This window comes from Ferrovibrio sp. MS7 (assembly GCF_038404985.1).
GTDB classification, from domain to species: Bacteria; Pseudomonadota; Alphaproteobacteria; order Ferrovibrionales; family Ferrovibrionaceae; genus Ferrovibrio; species Ferrovibrio plantarum.
Genome location: NZ_JBBKBA010000001.1, coordinates 2,567,484 through 2,585,301 on the forward strand (window position 1 = coordinate 2,567,484; position 17,818 = coordinate 2,585,301).

The 17,818-nt window shown below is 63.9% G+C and carries 16 protein-coding genes and 1 tRNA gene; 13 read left to right on the forward strand and 4 right to left on the reverse strand.

Annotated features, from left to right (window positions below; genetic code table 11):
- Positions 1–61 precede the first annotated feature (61 nt).
- The 13 genes from V6B08_RS12325 to tgt all read left to right on the forward strand — a co-directional run bounded on the left by V6B08_RS12325 (position 62) and on the right by tgt (position 15,365).
- Positions 62–2,353, forward strand: coding sequence for a sensor histidine kinase NtrY-like (locus tag V6B08_RS12325; RefSeq protein ID WP_341981136.1), 2,292 nt, complete (start codon positions 62–64; stop codon positions 2,351–2,353).
- Positions 2,343–3,731, forward strand: a complete 1,389-nt coding sequence (ntrX, locus tag V6B08_RS12330) for a nitrogen assimilation response regulator NtrX (protein WP_341981138.1) — start codon at positions 2,343–2,345, stop codon at positions 3,729–3,731. Before V6B08_RS12325 ends, ntrX begins: the two co-directional genes overlap by 11 nt.
- 37 nt (positions 3,732–3,768) lie before the next feature.
- Positions 3,769–5,142 carry a Trk system potassium transporter TrkA gene (gene trkA / locus V6B08_RS12335; RefSeq protein ID WP_341981140.1) on the forward strand — a complete coding sequence of 458 codons (1,374 nt, stop codon included), beginning with the start codon at positions 3,769–3,771 and terminating at the stop codon, positions 5,140–5,142.
- Positions 5,143–5,159: 17 nt separating this feature from the next.
- Positions 5,160–6,053, forward strand: a complete 894-nt coding sequence (locus V6B08_RS12340) for a D-amino-acid transaminase (RefSeq protein WP_341981142.1) — start codon at positions 5,160–5,162, stop codon at positions 6,051–6,053.
- Between the two features lie 217 nt (positions 6,054–6,270).
- Positions 6,271–6,570 carry an RNA chaperone Hfq gene (gene hfq / locus V6B08_RS12345; RefSeq protein WP_341981143.1) on the forward strand — a complete coding sequence of 100 codons (300 nt, stop codon included), beginning with the start codon at positions 6,271–6,273 and terminating at the stop codon, positions 6,568–6,570.
- A 55-nt stretch (positions 6,571–6,625) separates the two neighbouring features.
- Entirely contained in the window at positions 6,626–7,885 is a 1,260-nt protein-coding gene (gene hflX, locus V6B08_RS12350) for a GTPase HflX (protein ID WP_341981646.1), read from the forward strand.
- 2 nt (positions 7,886–7,887) lie between these two features.
- Complete coding sequence (locus V6B08_RS12355) at positions 7,888–8,709, forward strand: inositol monophosphatase family protein (RefSeq protein WP_341981146.1); 822 nt, start codon at positions 7,888–7,890, stop codon at positions 8,707–8,709.
- 143 nt (positions 8,710–8,852) lie between these two features.
- Positions 8,853–11,579 carry a DNA gyrase subunit A gene (gyrA, locus tag V6B08_RS12360; protein WP_341981148.1) on the forward strand — a complete coding sequence of 909 codons (2,727 nt, stop codon included), beginning with the start codon at positions 8,853–8,855 and terminating at the stop codon, positions 11,577–11,579.
- Complete coding sequence (gene coaD, locus V6B08_RS12365) at positions 11,576–12,097, forward strand: pantetheine-phosphate adenylyltransferase (RefSeq protein ID WP_341981149.1); 522 nt, start codon at positions 11,576–11,578, stop codon at positions 12,095–12,097. Before gyrA ends, coaD begins: the two co-directional genes overlap by 4 nt.
- Positions 12,094–12,645: a peptidylprolyl isomerase gene (locus V6B08_RS12370; protein ID WP_341981153.1), complete on the forward strand. Its 552-nt coding sequence runs from the start codon at positions 12,094–12,096 to the stop codon at positions 12,643–12,645. The genes coaD and V6B08_RS12370 overlap by 4 nt, the downstream gene beginning before the upstream one ends.
- Positions 12,646–12,668: 23 nt before the next feature.
- A complete protein-coding gene (locus V6B08_RS12375; protein ID WP_341981155.1) occupies positions 12,669–13,148 on the forward strand; it encodes a peptidylprolyl isomerase in 480 nt (159 codons plus the stop codon).
- Between the two features lie 31 nt (positions 13,149–13,179).
- On the forward strand, positions 13,180–14,244 hold the full coding sequence (gene queA / locus V6B08_RS12380) for a tRNA preQ1(34) S-adenosylmethionine ribosyltransferase-isomerase QueA (RefSeq protein WP_341981157.1): 1,065 nt from the start codon (positions 13,180–13,182) through the stop codon (positions 14,242–14,244).
- Positions 14,241–15,365 carry a tRNA guanosine(34) transglycosylase Tgt gene (gene tgt / locus V6B08_RS12385; protein WP_341981159.1) on the forward strand — a complete coding sequence of 375 codons (1,125 nt, stop codon included), beginning with the start codon at positions 14,241–14,243 and terminating at the stop codon, positions 15,363–15,365. The genes queA and tgt overlap by 4 nt, the downstream gene beginning before the upstream one ends.
- A gap of 130 nt (positions 15,366–15,495) precedes the next feature.
- Here tgt and V6B08_RS12390 read toward each other — a convergent pair whose 3' ends face one another.
- From V6B08_RS12390 to V6B08_RS12405, 4 genes are all read right to left on the reverse strand, one after another.
- Complete coding sequence (locus V6B08_RS12390) at positions 15,496–16,026, reverse strand: PAS domain-containing protein (protein ID WP_341981162.1); 531 nt, start codon at positions 16,024–16,026, stop codon at positions 15,496–15,498.
- An 89-nt stretch (positions 16,027–16,115) separates the two neighbouring features.
- Positions 16,116–16,191 (reverse strand) — tRNA-Lys (locus tag V6B08_RS12395).
- A gap of 69 nt (positions 16,192–16,260) precedes the next feature.
- Positions 16,261–16,794: a DUF3833 family protein gene (locus V6B08_RS12400; protein ID WP_341981164.1), complete on the reverse strand. Its 534-nt coding sequence runs from the start codon at positions 16,792–16,794 to the stop codon at positions 16,261–16,263.
- A gap of 142 nt (positions 16,795–16,936) precedes the next feature.
- Complete coding sequence (locus tag V6B08_RS12405; protein WP_341981166.1) at positions 16,937–17,758, reverse strand: flagellin; 822 nt, start codon at positions 17,756–17,758, stop codon at positions 16,937–16,939.
- Between the last annotated feature and the right edge of the window lie 60 nt (positions 17,759–17,818).

The following is a 17,818-nucleotide window of genomic DNA, read 5'->3' on the forward strand; positions in this document are numbered from 1 at the left end:
AATGACCCTGGACCCTGCCGTAAACGATCCATCCGCTAAGCCCGCCGGGACAGCCCCCGGGGTGCTGTTATGGCGTCGCCTGGTCGCCTGGATCGCGCGCCACCGGGTGATGCGCTATTTCGAGATCGCCGTCGCGGTTTCAGCCCTGGCGCTCGGCATTGTCACCTATGTGGCGATGACCCCAGGCGCGATGCGCGAACTCAGCCCGCGCGAAATCCAGTTCATGCTGCTCTCCGACCTGGTGGCCCTGCTGGCGCTGATTGCCGTGGTGGCGCGCCGCCTGGTGATGCTGTGGATGCAGCGCCGGCGCGGCGCGGCGGGTTCGCGTCTGCATGCCCGGCTGGTGGTGATTTTTGCCGTGCTGTCCTCGCTGCCGGCGGTGTTGATGTCGGTGTTTGCCGTGCTGTTCTTCAGCCTCGGCCTGCAAACCTGGTTCAGCGACCGTGTGAACACGGCGGTGAAGGCATCGGTGGCGGTGGCAGAGGCCTATTCCCAGGAGCACCGCAAGACGATCCGCGCCGATATACTGGGCATGGCGGTCGATCTCAACCGTGAAGCCTCGCGCCTGGGGCGCAACCCGATCCTGTTCCAGCAGGCGGTGCTCACCCTGGCCCGGCTGCGCGGCCTGGGCGAGGCCATGGTCTTCACCTCGACGCGCGAAATCCTGGCCCAGACACGGCTCGGCATGCAGTTCGACCTGGATCAGATCACCGATCCGATGCTGTTCGATGCCGCCAACGGCCAGCTTGTGTTTATCGCTGCTGACTCCGACGAGCGCGTGCGCGGCCTGATCAAACTCGATGGCTTCGTCGATGCCTTCCTCTATGTCGGCCGCTTCATCGACCCGCAGGTGCTGGCCAACCTGGATCGCACCCGTGCGGCGGCCGCGCAATATAACCGTCTGGAGCAGGAGCGTTCCGGCCTGGAAGTCCGCTTCGCCGGCCTGTTCATCCTGGTATCGCTGCTGCTGCTGCTGGCCTCGATCTGGCTCAGCCTCACCATGGCCACCCGGCTGGCGACGCCGATAGGCGAGGTCGTATCCGCCGCAGAGCGGATCAGTACTGGCGAACTTGGGGTGCGCGTTACCGAACAGCCGGGCGAGGACGAGATCGGCAATCTCGGTCGTGCCTTCAACCGTATGACGGGCCAGCTTGCGGCGCAGCAGGCACAGCTCATCAGTGCCAACCGCCAACTCGACGAGCGCCGCCGCTTCACCGAAACCGTGTTGGCTGGTGTCTCGGCTGGTGTCATCGGCGTTGATCTCAGCGGCAAGGTCACGTTGCCGAACCCTTCTGCTCTGCATCTGCTGGAGGCCGGGTTCGACGATGTGGTGGGCAAGCCGTTCATTGATGTGGCGCCCGAGATGGCGCCCCTGTTTCTGCAACTTCGAGATAATCCCGCCGAACAAGTCGCACGCGGTCAGGTGGTGGTTCAGCGTGGCGAAGCGCCGCGCAGCCTGCTGGTCCGCGTGGCGCGCGAGATCACTGGCAATGAGCTGCTGGGCTACGTCGTCACCTTCGATGACGTAACTGAACTGATGGCGGCGCAGCGCAATGCCGCCTGGGCCGATATCGCCCGGCGCATTGCCCATGAGATCAAGAATCCGCTTACCCCGATCCAGCTTTCCGCCGAGCGGCTGAAGCGCAAGTATCTCAAGGAAGTCAGTACGGATCCGGAGATCTTCGCGCAATGCACCGATACTATCATTCGCCAAGTGGGTGATATCGGCCGCATGGTGGATGAATTCTCCGCCTTCGCCCGCATGCCGCGCCCGGTCTACCGCGAGGAAGACCTCACCCAGATCGTGCGGCAGTCAGCGTTCATGCAGCAGGTGGCGCGCGGCGATATCGGTTTCGAGAGCCGTTTCCCGGCCGATCCGGTGCTGCTGAAATGCGATGCACGGCAGATTTCGCAAGTGCTGACCAATGTGCTGCAGAATGCGCTGGATGCCATCGATGGCCGCGAACGCCGCGAGGATACCGCATTGCCGCCAGGCCGCATCCGGATCGAGTTGCGGCTGGAACAGGCCGAGGCGCAGCTTCTGATCTGCGACAACGGCAAGGGCCTGCCGGCGGAATTGCGGGGCCGGCTATTCGAGCCTTATGTGACGACGCGTGTCAAAGGCACCGGCCTCGGCCTTGCCATTGTGAAGAAGATCATCGAGGAGCATGGCGGCCAGATCACGCTGGAGGATGCCCGGGCGTTTGATCCGGAAGCGAAAAGTGGTAGTTTGGCGCGGATTCGATTGCCGCTCATGCCCGCCATCGGGCAGCAGCAGGGGGGCGGCGCCGAAACCACGAACCATATCGAGACGACGAAGCAGATGGTTGGCGTGAGCAGTCATGGCGCGTGACATTCTGATTGTCGACGACGAAGCGGATATCCGCAACCTGATCGCTGGCATCCTGGAGGATGAGGGTTATGAAACCCGCATGGCCGGCGATTCCGATGCCGCTCTCCGCGAAGTTGACTCTCGCCGCCCCAGTGCCGTGATCCTTGATATCTGGTTGCAGGGTAGCAGGCTCGATGGCCTGGAAATCCTTGACCGCATCGCTCGCGATCATCCCAATGTGCCGGTGATCATCATTTCCGGTCATGGCAATATCGAAACCGCTGTGTCGGCGATCAAGCGTGGCGCCTACGATTACATCGAGAAGCCGTTCAAGAGCGACCGCCTGCTGCTGCTGGTGGAGCGCGCACTGGAGCAGGCCCGCCTGCGCCGCGAGAACGAGGAACTGCGCCAGCGTTCCGGCAGCATCACCGAGATGATCGGCCATTCGCCGGCGATCAACGCACTGCGTCAGGCCGTGGAGCGGGTGGCGCCAAGCAACAGCCGCGTGCTGATTTCCGGCCCGCCGGGTTCCGGCAAGGAACTGGTGGCGCGGCTGCTGCACGCCCGTTCGCGCCGTGCCGGCGGCCGGCTGGTAGCGCTGAATGCGGCGGCCATGACGCCGGACCGCATGGAAACCGAACTGTTCGGCGTTGAAGAGGCCAGCGGCGGCTCGCATCGCGTCGGTGTGCTGGAAGAAGCCCATGGCGGCACGCTGTTTCTTGATGAAGTGGCTGACATGCCGCTGGAGACCCAGGCCAAGATCCTGCGTGTGCTGACCGAGCAGAGCTTCGAGCGCGTTGGTGGTCGCACCCGCGTACAGGTGGACGTGCGCGTGGTCAGCGGCACCAGCCATGATCTTGCCGCCCGGGTGCAACAGGGCCTGTTCCGCCAGGATCTCTATCATCGCCTCAATGTCGTGCCGCTGAAGGTGCCCGCGCTTCGCGACCGGCGCGAGGATATTCCCGAACTGGCCAAGTATTTCGTGCATTTCGAGGCCCAGCGTCAGGGCGTGCCGGAGCGTGAACTGGCCGAGGATGCGCTGCTGGCGCTGCAATCGGCGGAATGGCCGGGCAATGTGCGCGAGCTGCGCAATGCCGTGGCGCGGCTGCTGATCATGATGCCGGGCGAGCAGCGCGGCGCCATCCATGCCGACATGTTGCCGGCCGATCTTGGCGCCACGCCGCCAGTGGCTTTGCGGCCCGAGACCACCACGGAAGTGATGGCGCTGCCGCTGCGCGATGCCCGCGAGGTGTTCGAGCGCGAATACCTGCTGGCGCAGATCACCCGCTTCGGCGGCAATGTTTCGCGCACCGCCAGCTTCATCGGCATGGAACGCTCCGCGCTGCACCGCAAGCTCAAGGCGCTGGGTGTTGCCAATCTCGACCGCAACGGCAGCTAGGCCATGAAGGTGATCGCGCCATGAAAGTCATCGCGCCATGAAAGTCATCGTTTGTGGCGCCGGCCTGGTTGGCACCACCATCGCCCGGCAGCTTGCTGCCGAGGGCAATGAAGTGACGGTAATCGACCAGTCGGCGGAGCAGGCGCATAAGGTTGCCGAGACCTACGATCTCCGCTCCATTGTCGGCCATGCCTCGCATCCGGATGTGCTGGACCGTGCCGGTGCCGCCGATGCCGACATGCTGATCGCGGTGACCTATGCCGACGAGGTCAACATGATCGCCTGTGAGGTCGGCCGCGCCATTTTCAAGGTGCCGACCAAGATCGCCCGTATCCGCGCCCAGAGCTATCTGAAGCCGGAATGGTCCGATCTGTTCAATGGCGAGAATATCTCCATCGACTACATCATCTCGCCGGAAATCGAGGTGGCGCGCGCGATTCACCGCCGCATCCTGACGCCTGGCGCCTTCGACATGATTCCCTTCGCCGGTGACCGTCTGCGCTTGATCGGCGTGCGCCTGGAAGAAGAATGCCCGGTGCTGAACACGCCGCTGCGCCAGCTTACCGAGCTGTTCCCGGACCTCAACATCAATGTCTGCGGCATCGTGCGCAACGACGAGATGATCGTGCCCGAGGCCGACGATCACATGGAGGCGGGCGACGAAATCTATTTCCTCGCCATGACCAGCCATGTGCAACGCGCCATGCGGCTGTTTGGCCATGAGGAGCGCGAGGCGCGGCGTATCGTGCTGGCCGGCGGCGGCAATATCGGCCTGTTCCTGGCACGTGAGATCGAGGCACAGAAATCCGTCAAACTGAAGCTCATCGAGGCCAACCGTGCCCGTGCCGAAAACATTGCCGGCCAGTTGCAGGATACCGTGGTGATCCAGGGCGATACGCTCGACATGGATATCCTGAATGAGGCCAAGATCTCGCGCGCCGAGGCAATCATTGCGCTGACCAATGATGACGAAGTGAATATCCTCGCTTCCCTGCTTGCCAAGCGTGCCGGCTGCCAGCGTGCCATCACCCTGGTGAACAATCCGGCCTATGAGAACCTGATCGGCTCGCTAGGTATCGATGTAGTGGTCAATCCGCGTTCCACCACCGTATCTTCGATCCTGCAGCATGTGCGGCGCGGCCGTATCCGCGGCGTTTACAGCCTGCGCGATGGCGCGGCGGAAGTTGTGGAGGCGGTGGCGATTCAGACCAGCGCACTGGTGGGCAAGCCGTTGCGTGAGTTGAAGCTGCCTGTCGGCATTATGATTGGCGCCATCGTGCGCGGCGAGGATGTGGAAATCGCGCGCGGCGATTCCGAGATCGAGGCCGGCGACCGGCTGATCCTGTTCGCGCGCAAGGATGCGGTGAAGAAGGTCGAGAAGCTCTTCGCCGTGCGGCTTGAATTCTTCTGATCCGTGGAGATATCGCGATGTCGCGCGTTGCTTATGTCAATGGCCGTTACCAGCCCTATCGCAATGCCATGGTGCATGTGGAGGATCGCGGTTTCCAGTTCGCCGATGGCGTTTATGAAGTGATCGCGGTGATCGGTGGCCGGATGGTGGATGCCGAGGGCCATATCGTACGGCTGGAGCGCAACCTCGATGAGCTGCGCATCGCGCATCCGATGAGCCGTGCCGCCCTGCAGGTGGTGTTCGAGGAAACCATCCGCCGCAACCGGGTCGATTTCGGCAGCATCTATGTGCAGGTAACGCGCGGTGCAGCGCGCCGCGATTTCCCATTCCCGGCTGGTGCGCGCCCAACCCTGGTGGCCATCGCCAAGCCGCTGGACCGCGCCAAGATCGCTGCCAATGCCGCCAAGGGCGTCGCCGCCATCACCACGCGCGACCAGCGCTGGGCCCGCTGCGACATCAAGAGTGTAGGCCTGCTGCCGGCGGCGCTGGCTAAGCAGCAAGCCAAGGAAGCCGGCGCCTTCGAGGCCTGGCTGGTGGATGGCGAGGGCAGGGTGACGGAGGGCTCGTCCTCCAATGCCTGGATCGTCACCAAGGATGGCGCTCTGGTCACCCGCCAGCTCGATAACGGCATCCTCAGCGGTATCACCCGCTCGGCCATCCTGGCCCTGGCCAAGGCGGAGGGATTGAAGATCGAGCAGCGTGCTTTCACGCCCGCCGAGGCCTATGAGGCGCGGGAAGCCTTCGTCACTTCCACCACGGCCTTTCTGATGCCGGTGACCAGTCTGGATGGCAGGCCGATCGGCAATGGCGCGCCGGGCCTGCTTTCAGGAAAAATCCGTGCGCTTTATGAGGTTTATGCCGATTCCCAGGCAGCTGGCGAACTGCCTTCGGCGCCCTATCTGGCCCCCTGAGCCACTCCCTCGCCGCTGCATTATGTTGCAGTGCGGCATGGCGTCGCGGGGCTGCACCCGGCAGGGTTGGGCCATTGTTTTGCCATACTTCGTGTCTATGTTAGCACTATGGGTATTGCACGGTCGGCAACTTGTTAGCCGCGCCGTTCTTTCGGCAAACCCGACAACAAAAACAAGAACGCGATAACAACAACAAACAAAAAAGAAAGGTCCAACGATGGCCGCCGAAAAGCCGCAAAACGTCCAAGACGTTTTCCTCAACCACATCCGCAAGACCAAGACCCCGGTCACCGTCTTCCTCGTCAATGGCGTTAAGCTGCAGGGCATCATCAGCTGGTTCGACAATTTCTCGGTGCTGCTGCGCCGTGATGGTCACATGCAGTTGGTCTACAAGCATGCCATCTCCACCGTGATGCCGTCTGGCCCGATCCAGCTGTTCGACCCGGCCGCCCAGGGTGGCGCTGGCGGTGCGCAGGGTGGTTCGGCTGGTGGCGCCGCTGGCGGGCACCACGACTGATCCCTTGAGCGATCAAACCGCGAGCCCGTCCGGCGGCAATGGCGCCGGACGGGCACTGGTCATCCATCCTGTTCTGAAGGGCGCCGCGCCCGAGAAGCGACAGCCGGAAGCCCGGTTGGCGGAGGCTGTCGGCTTGACTCGCGCCATCGACCTCGAGGTGCGCCATGCCGAGGTGATCAACGTCTCGGCATGGCGGCCCGGCACCCTGATCGGGCCGGGCAAGGTTGAGGAACTGGCGCAGCTTATCCAGGAGCAGCCGGTGGATGTGGTGGTGGTGGATGCCGCTGTCACGCCGGTGCAGCAGCGCAATCTCGAGCGTGGCCTGAAGACCAAGGTGATCGACCGTACTGGCCTGATCCTGGAAATCTTCGGTGCCCGCGCCCGCACGCGCGAGGGCCGGCTGCAGGTCGAGTTGGCGCATCTCACCTATCAGCGCTCACGCCTGGTGCGGTCCTGGACCCACCTTGAGCGCCAGCGCGGCGGCTTTGGCTTCCTCGGCGGCCCTGGCGAAAGCCAGCTTGAAATGGACCGCCGCATCATCGGCGACCGCATCACCCGCATCAAGGCGGAGCTGGAACATGTGGTGACGACGCGTGGCCTGCACCGCCGCGCGCGCCAGAAGGTGCCTTATCCGGTGGTCGCCCTGGTCGGCTATACCAATGCCGGCAAATCCACGCTGTTCAACCGCCTGACCCGCGCCGACGTGTTCGCCAAGGACCTGCTGTTCGCGACGCTGGATCCGACCATGCGCGTGGTGAAGCTGCCGTCGGGCCGCAAGGTGATCCTGTCCGATACCGTGGGTTTCATCTCCGATCTCCCGACCCATCTGGTTGCCGCCTTCCGCGCCACCCTGGAAGAGGTGGTGGCCGCTGACTTGGTGCTGCATGTGCGCGACATGGCGCATCCCGACTGGGCGGCGCAGGGCAGCGATGTGGATGCCGTACTGGCCTCGCTCGGCATCACCGACACTTCCGGTCACAAGCTGATGCAGGCCTGGAACAAGATCGACCAGATGGAGCCGGAAGCCCGCGAGACGCTGCTGAATCAGGCTGAGCGGCAGGATGAGGTGGTGGCGATTTCGGCTCTGGATGGCAGCGGCTGCGACCTGCTGTTGGCCCGCATCGACGCCCGGCTTGGCGATGACCGGGTGGAGCTGGACCTGACGCTGCCGGCTGCCGATGGCGCCGCGCTGGCTTGGCTGCATCGCCACGGCGAGGTGCGCAGCATGGCGGAGAAGGACGGGGAACTGCATCTGGCGGTCAGCCTCAGTCCCGGCGAGTATGGCCGCTGGCAGAAGCGGCAGCAGGGAGCTTAGGGATGATCGACATGTCGGCGGTGAACCGCCTGCTGGTGGAGGCGGCGAAGGAAACCATCCTGCCGCATTTTCGCCAGCTCAAGGCCGGCGAGGTGGATACCAAGGCCGGGCCGCATGATGTCGTTACTGTTGCCGACCGCGCCGCCGAAGCCTGGCTCGGCCCGAAGCTGAAGGCACTTGCGTCGGATTCCGTGATTGTCGGCGAAGAAGCCGCCAGCGCCGATGAAAGCGTGATGGAAGCCCTGCGCCGCCCGGGCATTGCCTGGCTGATCGATCCGGTGGATGGCACGGCCAATTTTGCCGTCGGCTCGGCCTTGTTCGCCGTCATGGTTACCATGGTGCGCGATGGCGAGGCGGAAGCGAGCTGGATTCACGATCCGGTGCGTGGCGTCACCGCCATGGCGCGGCGCGGGCATGGCGCCTGGATGCTGGAAGCCGATGGGACAGAGCGGCGTTTCCAGTTATCGAAACCCGCCAGCCTGGCGCATCTCTCAGGCGCGCCGAATATCCGCTATGGCGAGCGCGATTTCGCCGCACGCATCGCGCATCGGCTCGACCGTACCGCGGGTGTGTTCATCCTGCGCTGTGCCGGCCAGGAATACATGGCCATTGCCGAAGGGCACATCCATTACGCGCTCTATAACCGCGCCTTGCCCTGGGATCATGCTGCTGGCTGCCTGCTGATCGAGGAAGCCGGCGGGGTGGCGAAGCGGCTGGATGGCAGCCGGTATCGCGCCGCCGACAAGCCCTGGGGCAGCCCGCTTGTCGTGGCCTGCGGCGACGATGCTTGGAACTGGCTGAAATCAGGCGTTTTTGACCCCTGATTTCCCCCCCTGTAAAGGGGGCCGCGGCGTTGCCCGGAGAAGCCCGGATATGCTAGTTTTCTCAGCCTGATTCCAGCGCCGAAAACCGGGGCGAGTCGAGGCCATTTCCGCCTTGTTCCCGACCTTTACCCGGATCCCGTCCAGTGACCGATCAGCCTTCGCTTCCGCACGATATTCAGCCGATCTCCATCGAAGAGGAGATGCAGCGCAGCTATCTCGGCTATGCGATGAGCGTGATCGTCTCACGCGCGCTGCCAGATGCGCGCGACGGCCTCAAGCCGGTGCATCGCCGCATCCTCTTCGCCATGCAGGAAGGCGGCTACACCGCCGACAAGGCCTACCGCAAATCGGCGCGCATCGTCGGTGACGTGATGGGTAAGTATCACCCGCATGGCGACCAGTCGATCTACGACGCCATGGTGCGCATGGCGCAGCCTTTCTCCATGGGGCTGATGCTGCTGGATGGCCAGGGCAATTTCGGCTCGATGGATGGCGATCCGCCGGCGGCGATGCGCTATACCGAAACGCGCCTTGCCCGCACCGCTGAGTCGATGCTCGACGACATCGACAAGGATACGGTCGATTTCCAACCGAATTACGACGACAGTTCCGAGGAACCTTCGGTCCTGCCGGCGCGTTTCCCGAACCTGCTGGTGAATGGCGCCAACGGCATTGCCGTCGGTATGGCGACCAATATCCCGCCGCATAATCTCGGCGAAGTGATCGACGCCGCCTGCGCCTATGTCGACAATCCCGAGATTACCCTGGACCAGTTGCTCGACATCCTGCCCGGCCCGGATTTCCCCACCGGCGGCATTATCCTCGGCCGTGCCGGCGCCAAGGCGGCGCTCTACACCGGCCGTGGTTCCGTGGTGGTGCGTGGCCGCGCCACCATCCAGGAAATCCGCAAGGACCGCGAAGCCATTGTCGTCACCGAGATTCCCTATCAGGTGAACAAGGCCTCCATGGTGGAAAAGATCGCCGAGGCCGTGCGCTCCAAGCGCATCGAAGGCATCGCCGATCTGCGCGATGAGTCCGACCGCGACGGCGTGCGCGTGGTGATCGAGCTGAAGCGCGATGCCATGGGCGAGGTGGTGCTGAACCAGCTTTACCGCTTCACGCCGCTGCAGACCTCCTTCGGCGTCAACATGCTGGCGCTGAATGGCGGCAAGCCGGAACTGCTCAACATCAAGCAGTTGCTCGGCGCCTTTGTGAATTTCCGCGAAGAAGTGATCGCGCGGCGTACCCGCTATCTGCTGGCCAAGGCGCGCGACCGCGCCCATGTCTTGGTCGGCCTGGCCATTGCGGTGGCGAATATCGACGAGATCATCGCCGTGATCCGCGCCGCGCCGGATCCGGCCACGGCGCGCGAGCAGTTGATGACCCGCCTGTGGCCGGCCAGCGAAGTCGCCAGCATGATCGCGCTGATCGACGATCCCAGCCACCGCGTGGTGGATGGGCATTACCGCCTGTCCGAGACCCAGGCCCGCGCCATTCTCGATCTGCGCCTGCAGCGCCTCACGGCCCTGGGTCGCGATGAAATCGGCGACGAGATGAAGCAGTTGGCCGAGCAGATCAACGAGTATCTCGCCATCCTGGGCGACCGCACCAAGCTAATGGCATTGCTGCGCGAGGAACTGGTGGCGGTGCGCGAACGCTTTGCTGTGCCGCGCCGCACCGAAATCCAGGATGTGGAATTCGAGGCCGATGCCGAGGACCTGATCCAGCGCGAGGACATGGTGGTGACGGTGAGCCATGCCGGCTACGTCAAGCGCACGCCGCTTTCCACCTACCGGACGCAGAAGCGTGGCGGCAAGGGCCGCGCTGGCATGGCGACCAAAGAAGAGGATTTCGTCACCGAGCTGTTCGTGGCCAACACGCACCAGCCGGTGCTGTTCTTCTCCAATATCGGCCGCGTCTACAAGCTGAAGATCTACCGCCTGCCGATCGGCACGCCGCAATCACGCGGCAAGGCCTTCGTCAACCTGCTGCCGCTGTCCGAGGGCGAAAAGATCGCCGTGGTGATGCCGTTGCCGGAAGACGAGGCAAGCTGGGGCAACCTGCATGTCGCCTTCGCCACCGCCAAGGGCTATGTGCGGCGCAATGACCTGTCCGATTTCGTCTCGATCAATGCCGGCGGCAAGATCGCTATGAAGTTCGAGGGCGAGGATGCCGACGACCAGTTGGTCGCCGTGCGCTCCTGCTCGGACCAGGACGATATCCTCCTCGCCAGCCACCAGGGCAAGTGCATTCGCTTCCAGGTTTCGGAAGTGCGCAGCTTCCAGAGCCGTTCCTCCACCGGCGTGCGCGGCATGAAGCTGGCCGATGGCGACCATGTCATTTCGATGTCGATCCTGCGCCATGTCGAGGTCACGTCCGATGAGCGCGAGGCTTACCAGCGCCGCAAATCGGCCCTGGAGCGGATCGAGGCCGGCGAAACCGGCGTCGAGCTGCCGAGCGAGATGACGGCTGAACGCTTCACCGAACTGCAGGCGCAGGAGCAGGTGCTGCTCACCGTCACCGAGAAGGGCTATGGCAAGCGCAGCTCGGCCTATGAATACCGCGTCACCGGCCGTGGCGGCTCCGGCATCATCAATATTGAAACCACGGCCAAGAACGGCGATGTGGCTGCCACCTTCCCGGTGGAGCATGGCGACCAGATCATGCTGGTCACCGATGGCGGCCAGCTTATCCGCTGCCCGGTGGACGACATCCGTATCGCCGGGCGAAACACCCAGGGTGTGATCATCTTTAAACTCGCGGAAGGCGAGAAGGTGGCATCGGTTGCACATTTGACCGATACTAGCCAGGGTGAAGAGGGCGGTGCCGAGGATGCGGCGCCGGGAGGAGAAGAGGGAAGCGAGGCATGAGCAAGACCCGTATCGGTCTCTACCCGGGCACGTTCGATCCGGTTACCAAGGGCCATTACGACATCATCAAGCGCGCCGCCAAGCTGGTGGACAAGCTGGTGGTTGGCGTGGCGGTGAATGCCGGCAAGGGCCCACTTTTCTCGCTTGAAGAACGCGTCGCCATGGTGCGCGAGGAAATCGGGCCGCTGATGCCCGGCGCCACCGAATTCGAGGTCAAGCCGTTCTCCAACCTGCTGATGCATTTCGCCATGGATATCGGCGCGGCGGTAATCATCCGCGGCCTGCGCGCGGTGTCTGACTTCGAATACGAATTCCAGATGGTAGGCATGAATGCCCGCCTCAATTCCGAAATCGAGACCGTGTTCCTCATGGCCTCGGATAACCACCAGTTCATCGCCTCGCGCCTGGTCAAGGAGATCGGCATGCTGGGCGGCGATGTGGCTCCCTTCGTGTCGCCGCGTGTCGCCGAGCGGCTGCTGGCGCGGGTTGCCGCGTTGAAGGAAGGCCGTTCCGAATGATCCGCCGTCAGTTCCTGGTTGCCGCTGCCGCCCTTTGCGCTGCTCTGCCGTTTGCCGCCCGGGCGCAGGTGACGGACCCGGAGAATACGCTGTATCTCGACCTGGAGTGGGGCCGCGTGGTCATCGCCATGCGCCCCGATCTGGCGCCGCGCCATGTGGCCCGGATCAAGGAACTGGTGCGCCAGGGCTTCTACGACGGCATCGTGTTCCATCGCGTGATCCGCGGCTTCATGGCGCAGGCCGGCGATCCCAACGGCCGAGGCGATGGCGGCTCGGGTCAGAAGCTGCCGGCTGAATTCAGTTCGCAGAGCCATGTGCGCGGCACCGTGTCGATGGCCCGCACCAACGATCCCAACAGCGCCGATAGCCAGTTCTTCATCTGCCTGGATGCCGCCACCTACCTTGACCGCCAGTACACGGTCTGGGGCAAGGTGGTGTCGGGCATGGAATTCGTCGACCGCATCAAGAAGGGCGCGCCGGGCAGCGGCATTGTCGATGGCCCTGACAAGATTGTCCGCATGCGCGTCGCCGCCGACGTGAAATCCTGAACCTATAAGCCGGAGCCGCCACTATGAGCGCCGATCTCGAGAACACCCTCTACCTCGAACTCAAGGATGGCCGCGTCACCATCGCCCTGCGCCCGGACTTGGCGCCGAAGCATGTGGCGCGGATCAAGGAACTGGCGCGGCAGCATTTCTATGATGGCCTCAAGTTCCATCGCGTGATCGATGGCTTCATGGCGCAGACCGGCTGCCCGCGCGGCACTGGCACCGGCGGCTCGGGCCAGAATCTCAAGGCCGAGTTCAACAAGGAGTCGCATCAGCGCGGCACCTGTTCGATGGCCCGGGCGCAGAACCCGGATAGCGCCGACAGCCAGTTCTTCATCTGCTTCGACGATGCCAGCTTCCTTGATGGCCAGTATACCGTCTGGGGCCAGGTCATCGACGGCATGGAGCGCGTCGATGGCATCAAGAAGGGCGATCAGCGCAACAACGGCTCCGTGAGCGATCCGGATAAGATCGTGTCGCTGCGCGTCGCCGCCGACGTCTGATCCGCCGGGCCTTGTGCCCGGCACTTGAACCATGCTGGTCGACGACTTCGATTTCCCACTGCCGGCGGCCCTGATCGCCGAGCGGCCCGTGTCGCCGCGCGATGCCGCGCGACTGCTGCTCTGGCCGTCTGATGGCCATGCGTATCATGTCCGCGACCTGCCGGATCTGCTGCGGCCGGGCGACCTGCTGGTGTTCAACGATACCAAGGTAATCCCGGCGCGGCTGTTCGGCCGCCGCGAGCGCGAGCCGCTGGTGGCGGTGGAAGTGCTGCTGCTCAAATCATTGGGCCAGCGGCTGTGGTCGGCGATGGCGCGACCGGCCCGCCGCCTCAAGCCGGGCGACCGGCTGCTGCTGGATGGTGGTCTGGTCGCCGAGGTGGCCGAGCGGCTGCCCGGCGTCGATGGCCTGAGCCTGCGCATCGACCGCGAGGATGCCGACTTGCTGCCGCTGCTTGAGCGCGCCGGTGCCATGCCGCTGCCACCCTATATCGTCGCCCAGCGCCCGGCCGATGCCCGCGACCATGCCGATTACCAGACTGTCTATGCAGCAAAGCCCGGCGCGGTGGCCGCGCCCACGGCGGGGCTGCATTTCACCCCGGAGCTGCTGCGCCGCCTGGAGCAGCGCGGCATCGGTCGCGCCACGGTGACGCTGCATGTCGGCGCTGGCACCTTCCTGCCGGTGAAAGCCGAGCGGGTGGAAGAACACCGTATGCATGCCGAATGGGGCGAGGTGGATGAGGCGGCGGCCCAAGCGATCCGTGCCGCCAAGGCGCAGGGTGGCCGCATCGTGGCGGTCGGCACTACCAGCTTGCGGCTGCTGGAAACCGCGGCGCGCGAGCATGGCGACGTGCGGCCCTGGCGCGGCGATACCGATATCTTCATCACGCCCGGCTTCCGTTTCCGCGCCGTGGATGCGCTGATGACCAATTTCCACCTGCCGCGCTCCACCCTGGTCATGCTGGTGGCAGCCTTTGTCGGCCAGGAGGCGCAACGCGCCCTCTATGCCAGGGCCATTGCGGAAGGCTATCGTTTCTATTCCTACGGCGATTCCTCGCTGCTGTTCAGGGCTGCCCCCATGCGTGTCGCTACCCCATGAGCCTCGCTTTTACTGTCCATGCCCGCGATGGCGCCGCGCGTCTCGGCAAGCTCGAGACCGCCCATGGCGTGATCGATACGCCGGTCTTCATGCCGGTGGGTACGGCGGCCACGGTCAAGGCGATGACGCCCGAAGCTGTTGCCGTCACCGGCGCGCAGATCATTCTCGGCAACACCTACCACCTGATGCTGCGGCCCGGCGCCGAGCGCGTGGCGCGGCTTGGCGGCCTGCACAGGTTCATGCATTGGCCGGGGCCGATCCTCACCGATTCCGGCGGCTTCCAGGTGATGTCGCTTGGGGCCCTGGCCAAGGTCACCGAGCGTGGCGTCGCCTTCCAGTCGCATATCGATGGCGCGAAATACGATCTCACGCCTGAGCGCTCGGTGGAAATCCAGCATCTGCTTGATGCCACCATCACCATGCAGCTTGATGAATGCGTATCCTATCCGGCGGAGGAAAAGCGCGCGGCGGATGCCATGCGGTTGAGTTTGCGCTGGGCCGAACGCTGCAAGGCGGCCTTCGATGCACGGCCGGGCTATGGCCTGTTCGGCATTGTTCAGGGCAGCACCTTCCAGGCCCTGCGCGAGGAATCCGCCGCTGGCTTGCAGCGCATCGGTTTCGATGGCTATGCCATCGGCGGCCTGGCGGTGGGCGAACCGCAGGAAGCGATGTTCAAGACCCTGGAAGAAACCGTACCGCATCTCACCGAGGCGCGACCGCGCTACCTGATGGGCGTCGGCAAGCCCTCCGATCTGGTCGGCGCGGTGCAGCGCGGGGTCGACATGTTCGACTGCGTGCTGCCGACCCGCTCGGGCCGCACCGGCCAGGCCTTCACGCGGCGAGGCAGCGTCAATATCCGCAATGCCCGCCATGCCGAGGATACGCGACCGCTGGATGCGCTATGCCGCTGCCCCGCCTGCACCAATCATAGCCGCGCCTACCTGCATCACCTGGTGCGCTCGAACGAGATTCTCGGCAGCGTGCTGATGACCTGGCATAACCTGACGTATTTCCAGGATCTGATGGCCGGCATGCGTGCTGCCATCGCGGAGGGGCGGCTGGCTGCCTTTGCGGCCGATTTCCATGCCGGCCAGGCGGCCGGCGATATAGAACCGCTTTGATTGCAAGAGGCGTGAATGGACAAGCTGCGCCGTCACGCCCGGGTTTTCGCCATCGCCTTCGTCTTCGCGATGCTGGCCTATGGCCTCACCCATGGCGTGGTGTGGCTGACGCGCGGCTGGTGGCAGTAGTTCAAAGTCCGGCCTTGCCGCGATAGGGCAGGCGGGGCATATCGGTGCCATAGAGCTGTGCGATCAGCAGACGGTCGATGCCGCCACTGGCCGAAGGCGCCAGGGGCAGCAGCAGGTAATCCACCGGATAGCGGCGGCCCTCGAAGCGGCGCTCTGCCTGCATCTGCACCGGCTGGCGCGTCTCCACTGCCAGGCGGCAGACAATAGGGCCGGTATTGGCGACCATCGGGTCTTCATGTTCATGCATCCAGCCGCCGGTATGGTCGTGGCCGCGCCGAGCCACAAGGTCTGTGCCGACTAGACGATAATTGAAGCGCAGGTCGCCTTCGGCATCCTGCATTACGCCAACAATGATCAGGCTGCCAAGCAGGTAATTGAGCTTCAATGGGTCGACAAAAGCTGGTGAGGGCAGGCCATTCTGCGCTGCTGCTGCTCGCCAATCCGTCAGCAGCCGCTGCAACAACGGATGCTCAGGCTGCTCGCCAGCGGCAAGCACGCCATATTTTGGACTGACAATTCCATCCCCCGGCATCGCCGCGACTCCCGCGCAGCCTTGCAATGGGTAAAGCCTATCGAGGGCGCGGGTGAGGGCGCAATGCAAATCCGATCAAAAAGAGAAGTTGGTGACCCCGGCGGGATTCGAACCCGCGACCTCTCGATTAAAAGTCGCTTGCTCTACCAGCTGAGCTACGGGGTCACGCGCGGCGGACCATAAAGGCCGCCCCCAGCCTCGTCAACAGCCCGGAAAATATGGAAAATCGGGCAATTACTGGAGTTTTCGGAAGGTCAGCAATACCTGTCCGACCTCGACGCCGAATTTGCGCACACTGGCACGATTCAGCACCACCTCATCGTCAAAGCGGTAAAGCCAGTCGTCGAAGCGCACGTCAATGCCGCCATCATCGGTTTTCAAGTTGATGTCATATGCCCATTGGAATGCATTGCCGCGGGATTGCCCCTGGGCAGTCCCGATCACGTCGTCGGCACGGCCGACATACTGGCCGTCCTCCAGGCGGATACGCCAGACCCGACGCTGGATTTCACCGTCGCTGAAGCGGAAATCCTCCTCCAGCACCAGCTCGCCATTCTCCCGGCGCCCTGCCAGCTCGACGGTGAATTGCCGCACCTTGCCGCCAAATCGGGGTTCGAACAGGCCCCAGGCCTTCGAGCGGCCAAGGAAATAGTGTTCCAGATCAAACGCGCCATAGGCGGCAAGACCGGCTGGATCAGGCCGGGTGGGGCCTGCGCAAGCGGCCAAAAACAGCGGTACAAGCAGGAGCAGAGCGAGGCGGCGGGTCATGGTGATCTTGATTTTTTGGGCGGGCGGAAACAGCCACCACTGACATAATGCCGCCAAGCGCCGATGCAAGAAGGCGCTACAAACGAAAACGGCGGCCCCGAAAGGAGCCGCCGTATCGTCAGGCCGGAAAAGGTTGGCGCTATTAGCGGAACAGGCTGAGCAGGGTGTTCGGCTGCTGGTTGGCGATCGAGAGCGCCTGGACGCCGAGCTGCTGACGAACCTGCAGGGACTGCAGGGCAGCGGATTCGGCGGCGACGTCCGCGTCCACCAGGGCGCCGAGGCCCTTCTTGGTCGCGTCCACCAGGTCGTTCACGAAGTTACGCTGCAGCGACAGCGAACGGCTCTGCGCGGCAACCTGCGCGGAGATCGAGTTCACCAGGCCTTCGAAGGTGTTCAGGCTGGCGAGCGAGGTCGAGTACTGCGAGGCGTCAGTGAAGTCGGTGATCACCTGGCCGAGGTCGGTCGCGCCGTTCAGCGTGTTGCTGCCAGTCTGCAGCGTCAAGGTGGTGCCGGACACGTCGGCCACGAAGGTCACCGTGGCAGTGGTGTTCAGCAGGTTCTTGCCGTTGTAGGTGGCCTGATTCACGAAGTTTGTGATCTGCTGCAGGATCTGGTTGGCGTCGTTCTGGTAGGTGGTGCGCTGCTCAGCGGTCAGCGAGCCGTCCGCCAGGTTGGCGAACTTGGCCTTGAGGTCACCCACGAGGTTCGAGATGCCGGTGAGTGCGGCCGCCGAAACCTGACCAAGACCTTCACCAGCAGCCAGCGAGGACTGCACCGAGGCGTAGGCCTTAACGTTGCCACGGATGCCCTGGGCAACGGCGAAAACGGCGGCATCATCCTGCGCGTCCGCAACGCGGAAGCCGGTCTGGATGCGCTTGGAGGTCTTGTCGAGTTCGGTGTTGGTCGAGCGCAGCGACGACAGGGCGACGAGCGCACCAATATTGGTGTTGACTGAGTTTGCCATTGTTAAGGTTCCTTTCTGGTCCTTTGACGATGGCTAACTTTTTAAACCCGACTCCTTAAC

Bases quoted from the DNA above. Each gene is read 5' to 3' on its own strand.
- ntrX (WP_341981138.1), top strand. From the start codon at position 2,343: ATGGCGCGTGACATTCTGATTGTCGACGACGAAGCGGATATCCGCAAC.
- trkA (WP_341981140.1), top strand. From the start codon at position 3,769: ATGAAAGTCATCGTTTGTGGCGCCGGCCTGGTTGGCACCACCATCGCC.
- V6B08_RS12340 (WP_341981142.1), top strand. From the start codon at position 5,160: ATGTCGCGCGTTGCTTATGTCAATGGCCGTTACCAGCCCTATCGCAAT.
- hfq (WP_341981143.1), top strand. From the start codon at position 6,271: ATGGCCGCCGAAAAGCCGCAAAACGTCCAAGACGTTTTCCTCAACCAC.
- V6B08_RS12355 (WP_341981146.1), top strand. From the start codon at position 7,888: ATGATCGACATGTCGGCGGTGAACCGCCTGCTGGTGGAGGCGGCGAAG.
- coaD (WP_341981149.1), top strand. From the start codon at position 11,576: ATGAGCAAGACCCGTATCGGTCTCTACCCGGGCACGTTCGATCCGGTT.
- V6B08_RS12370 (WP_341981153.1), top strand. From the start codon at position 12,094: ATGATCCGCCGTCAGTTCCTGGTTGCCGCTGCCGCCCTTTGCGCTGCT.
- V6B08_RS12375 (WP_341981155.1), top strand. From the start codon at position 12,669: ATGAGCGCCGATCTCGAGAACACCCTCTACCTCGAACTCAAGGATGGC.
- queA (WP_341981157.1), top strand. From the start codon at position 13,180: ATGCTGGTCGACGACTTCGATTTCCCACTGCCGGCGGCCCTGATCGCC.
- tgt (WP_341981159.1), top strand. From the start codon at position 14,241: ATGAGCCTCGCTTTTACTGTCCATGCCCGCGATGGCGCCGCGCGTCTC.
- V6B08_RS12390 (WP_341981162.1), bottom strand. From the start codon at position 16,026: ATGCCGGGGGATGGAATTGTCAGTCCAAAATATGGCGTGCTTGCCGCT.
- V6B08_RS12400 (WP_341981164.1), bottom strand. From the start codon at position 16,794: ATGACCCGCCGCCTCGCTCTGCTCCTGCTTGTACCGCTGTTTTTGGCC.
- V6B08_RS12405 (WP_341981166.1), bottom strand. From the start codon at position 17,758: ATGGCAAACTCAGTCAACACCAATATTGGTGCGCTCGTCGCCCTGTCG.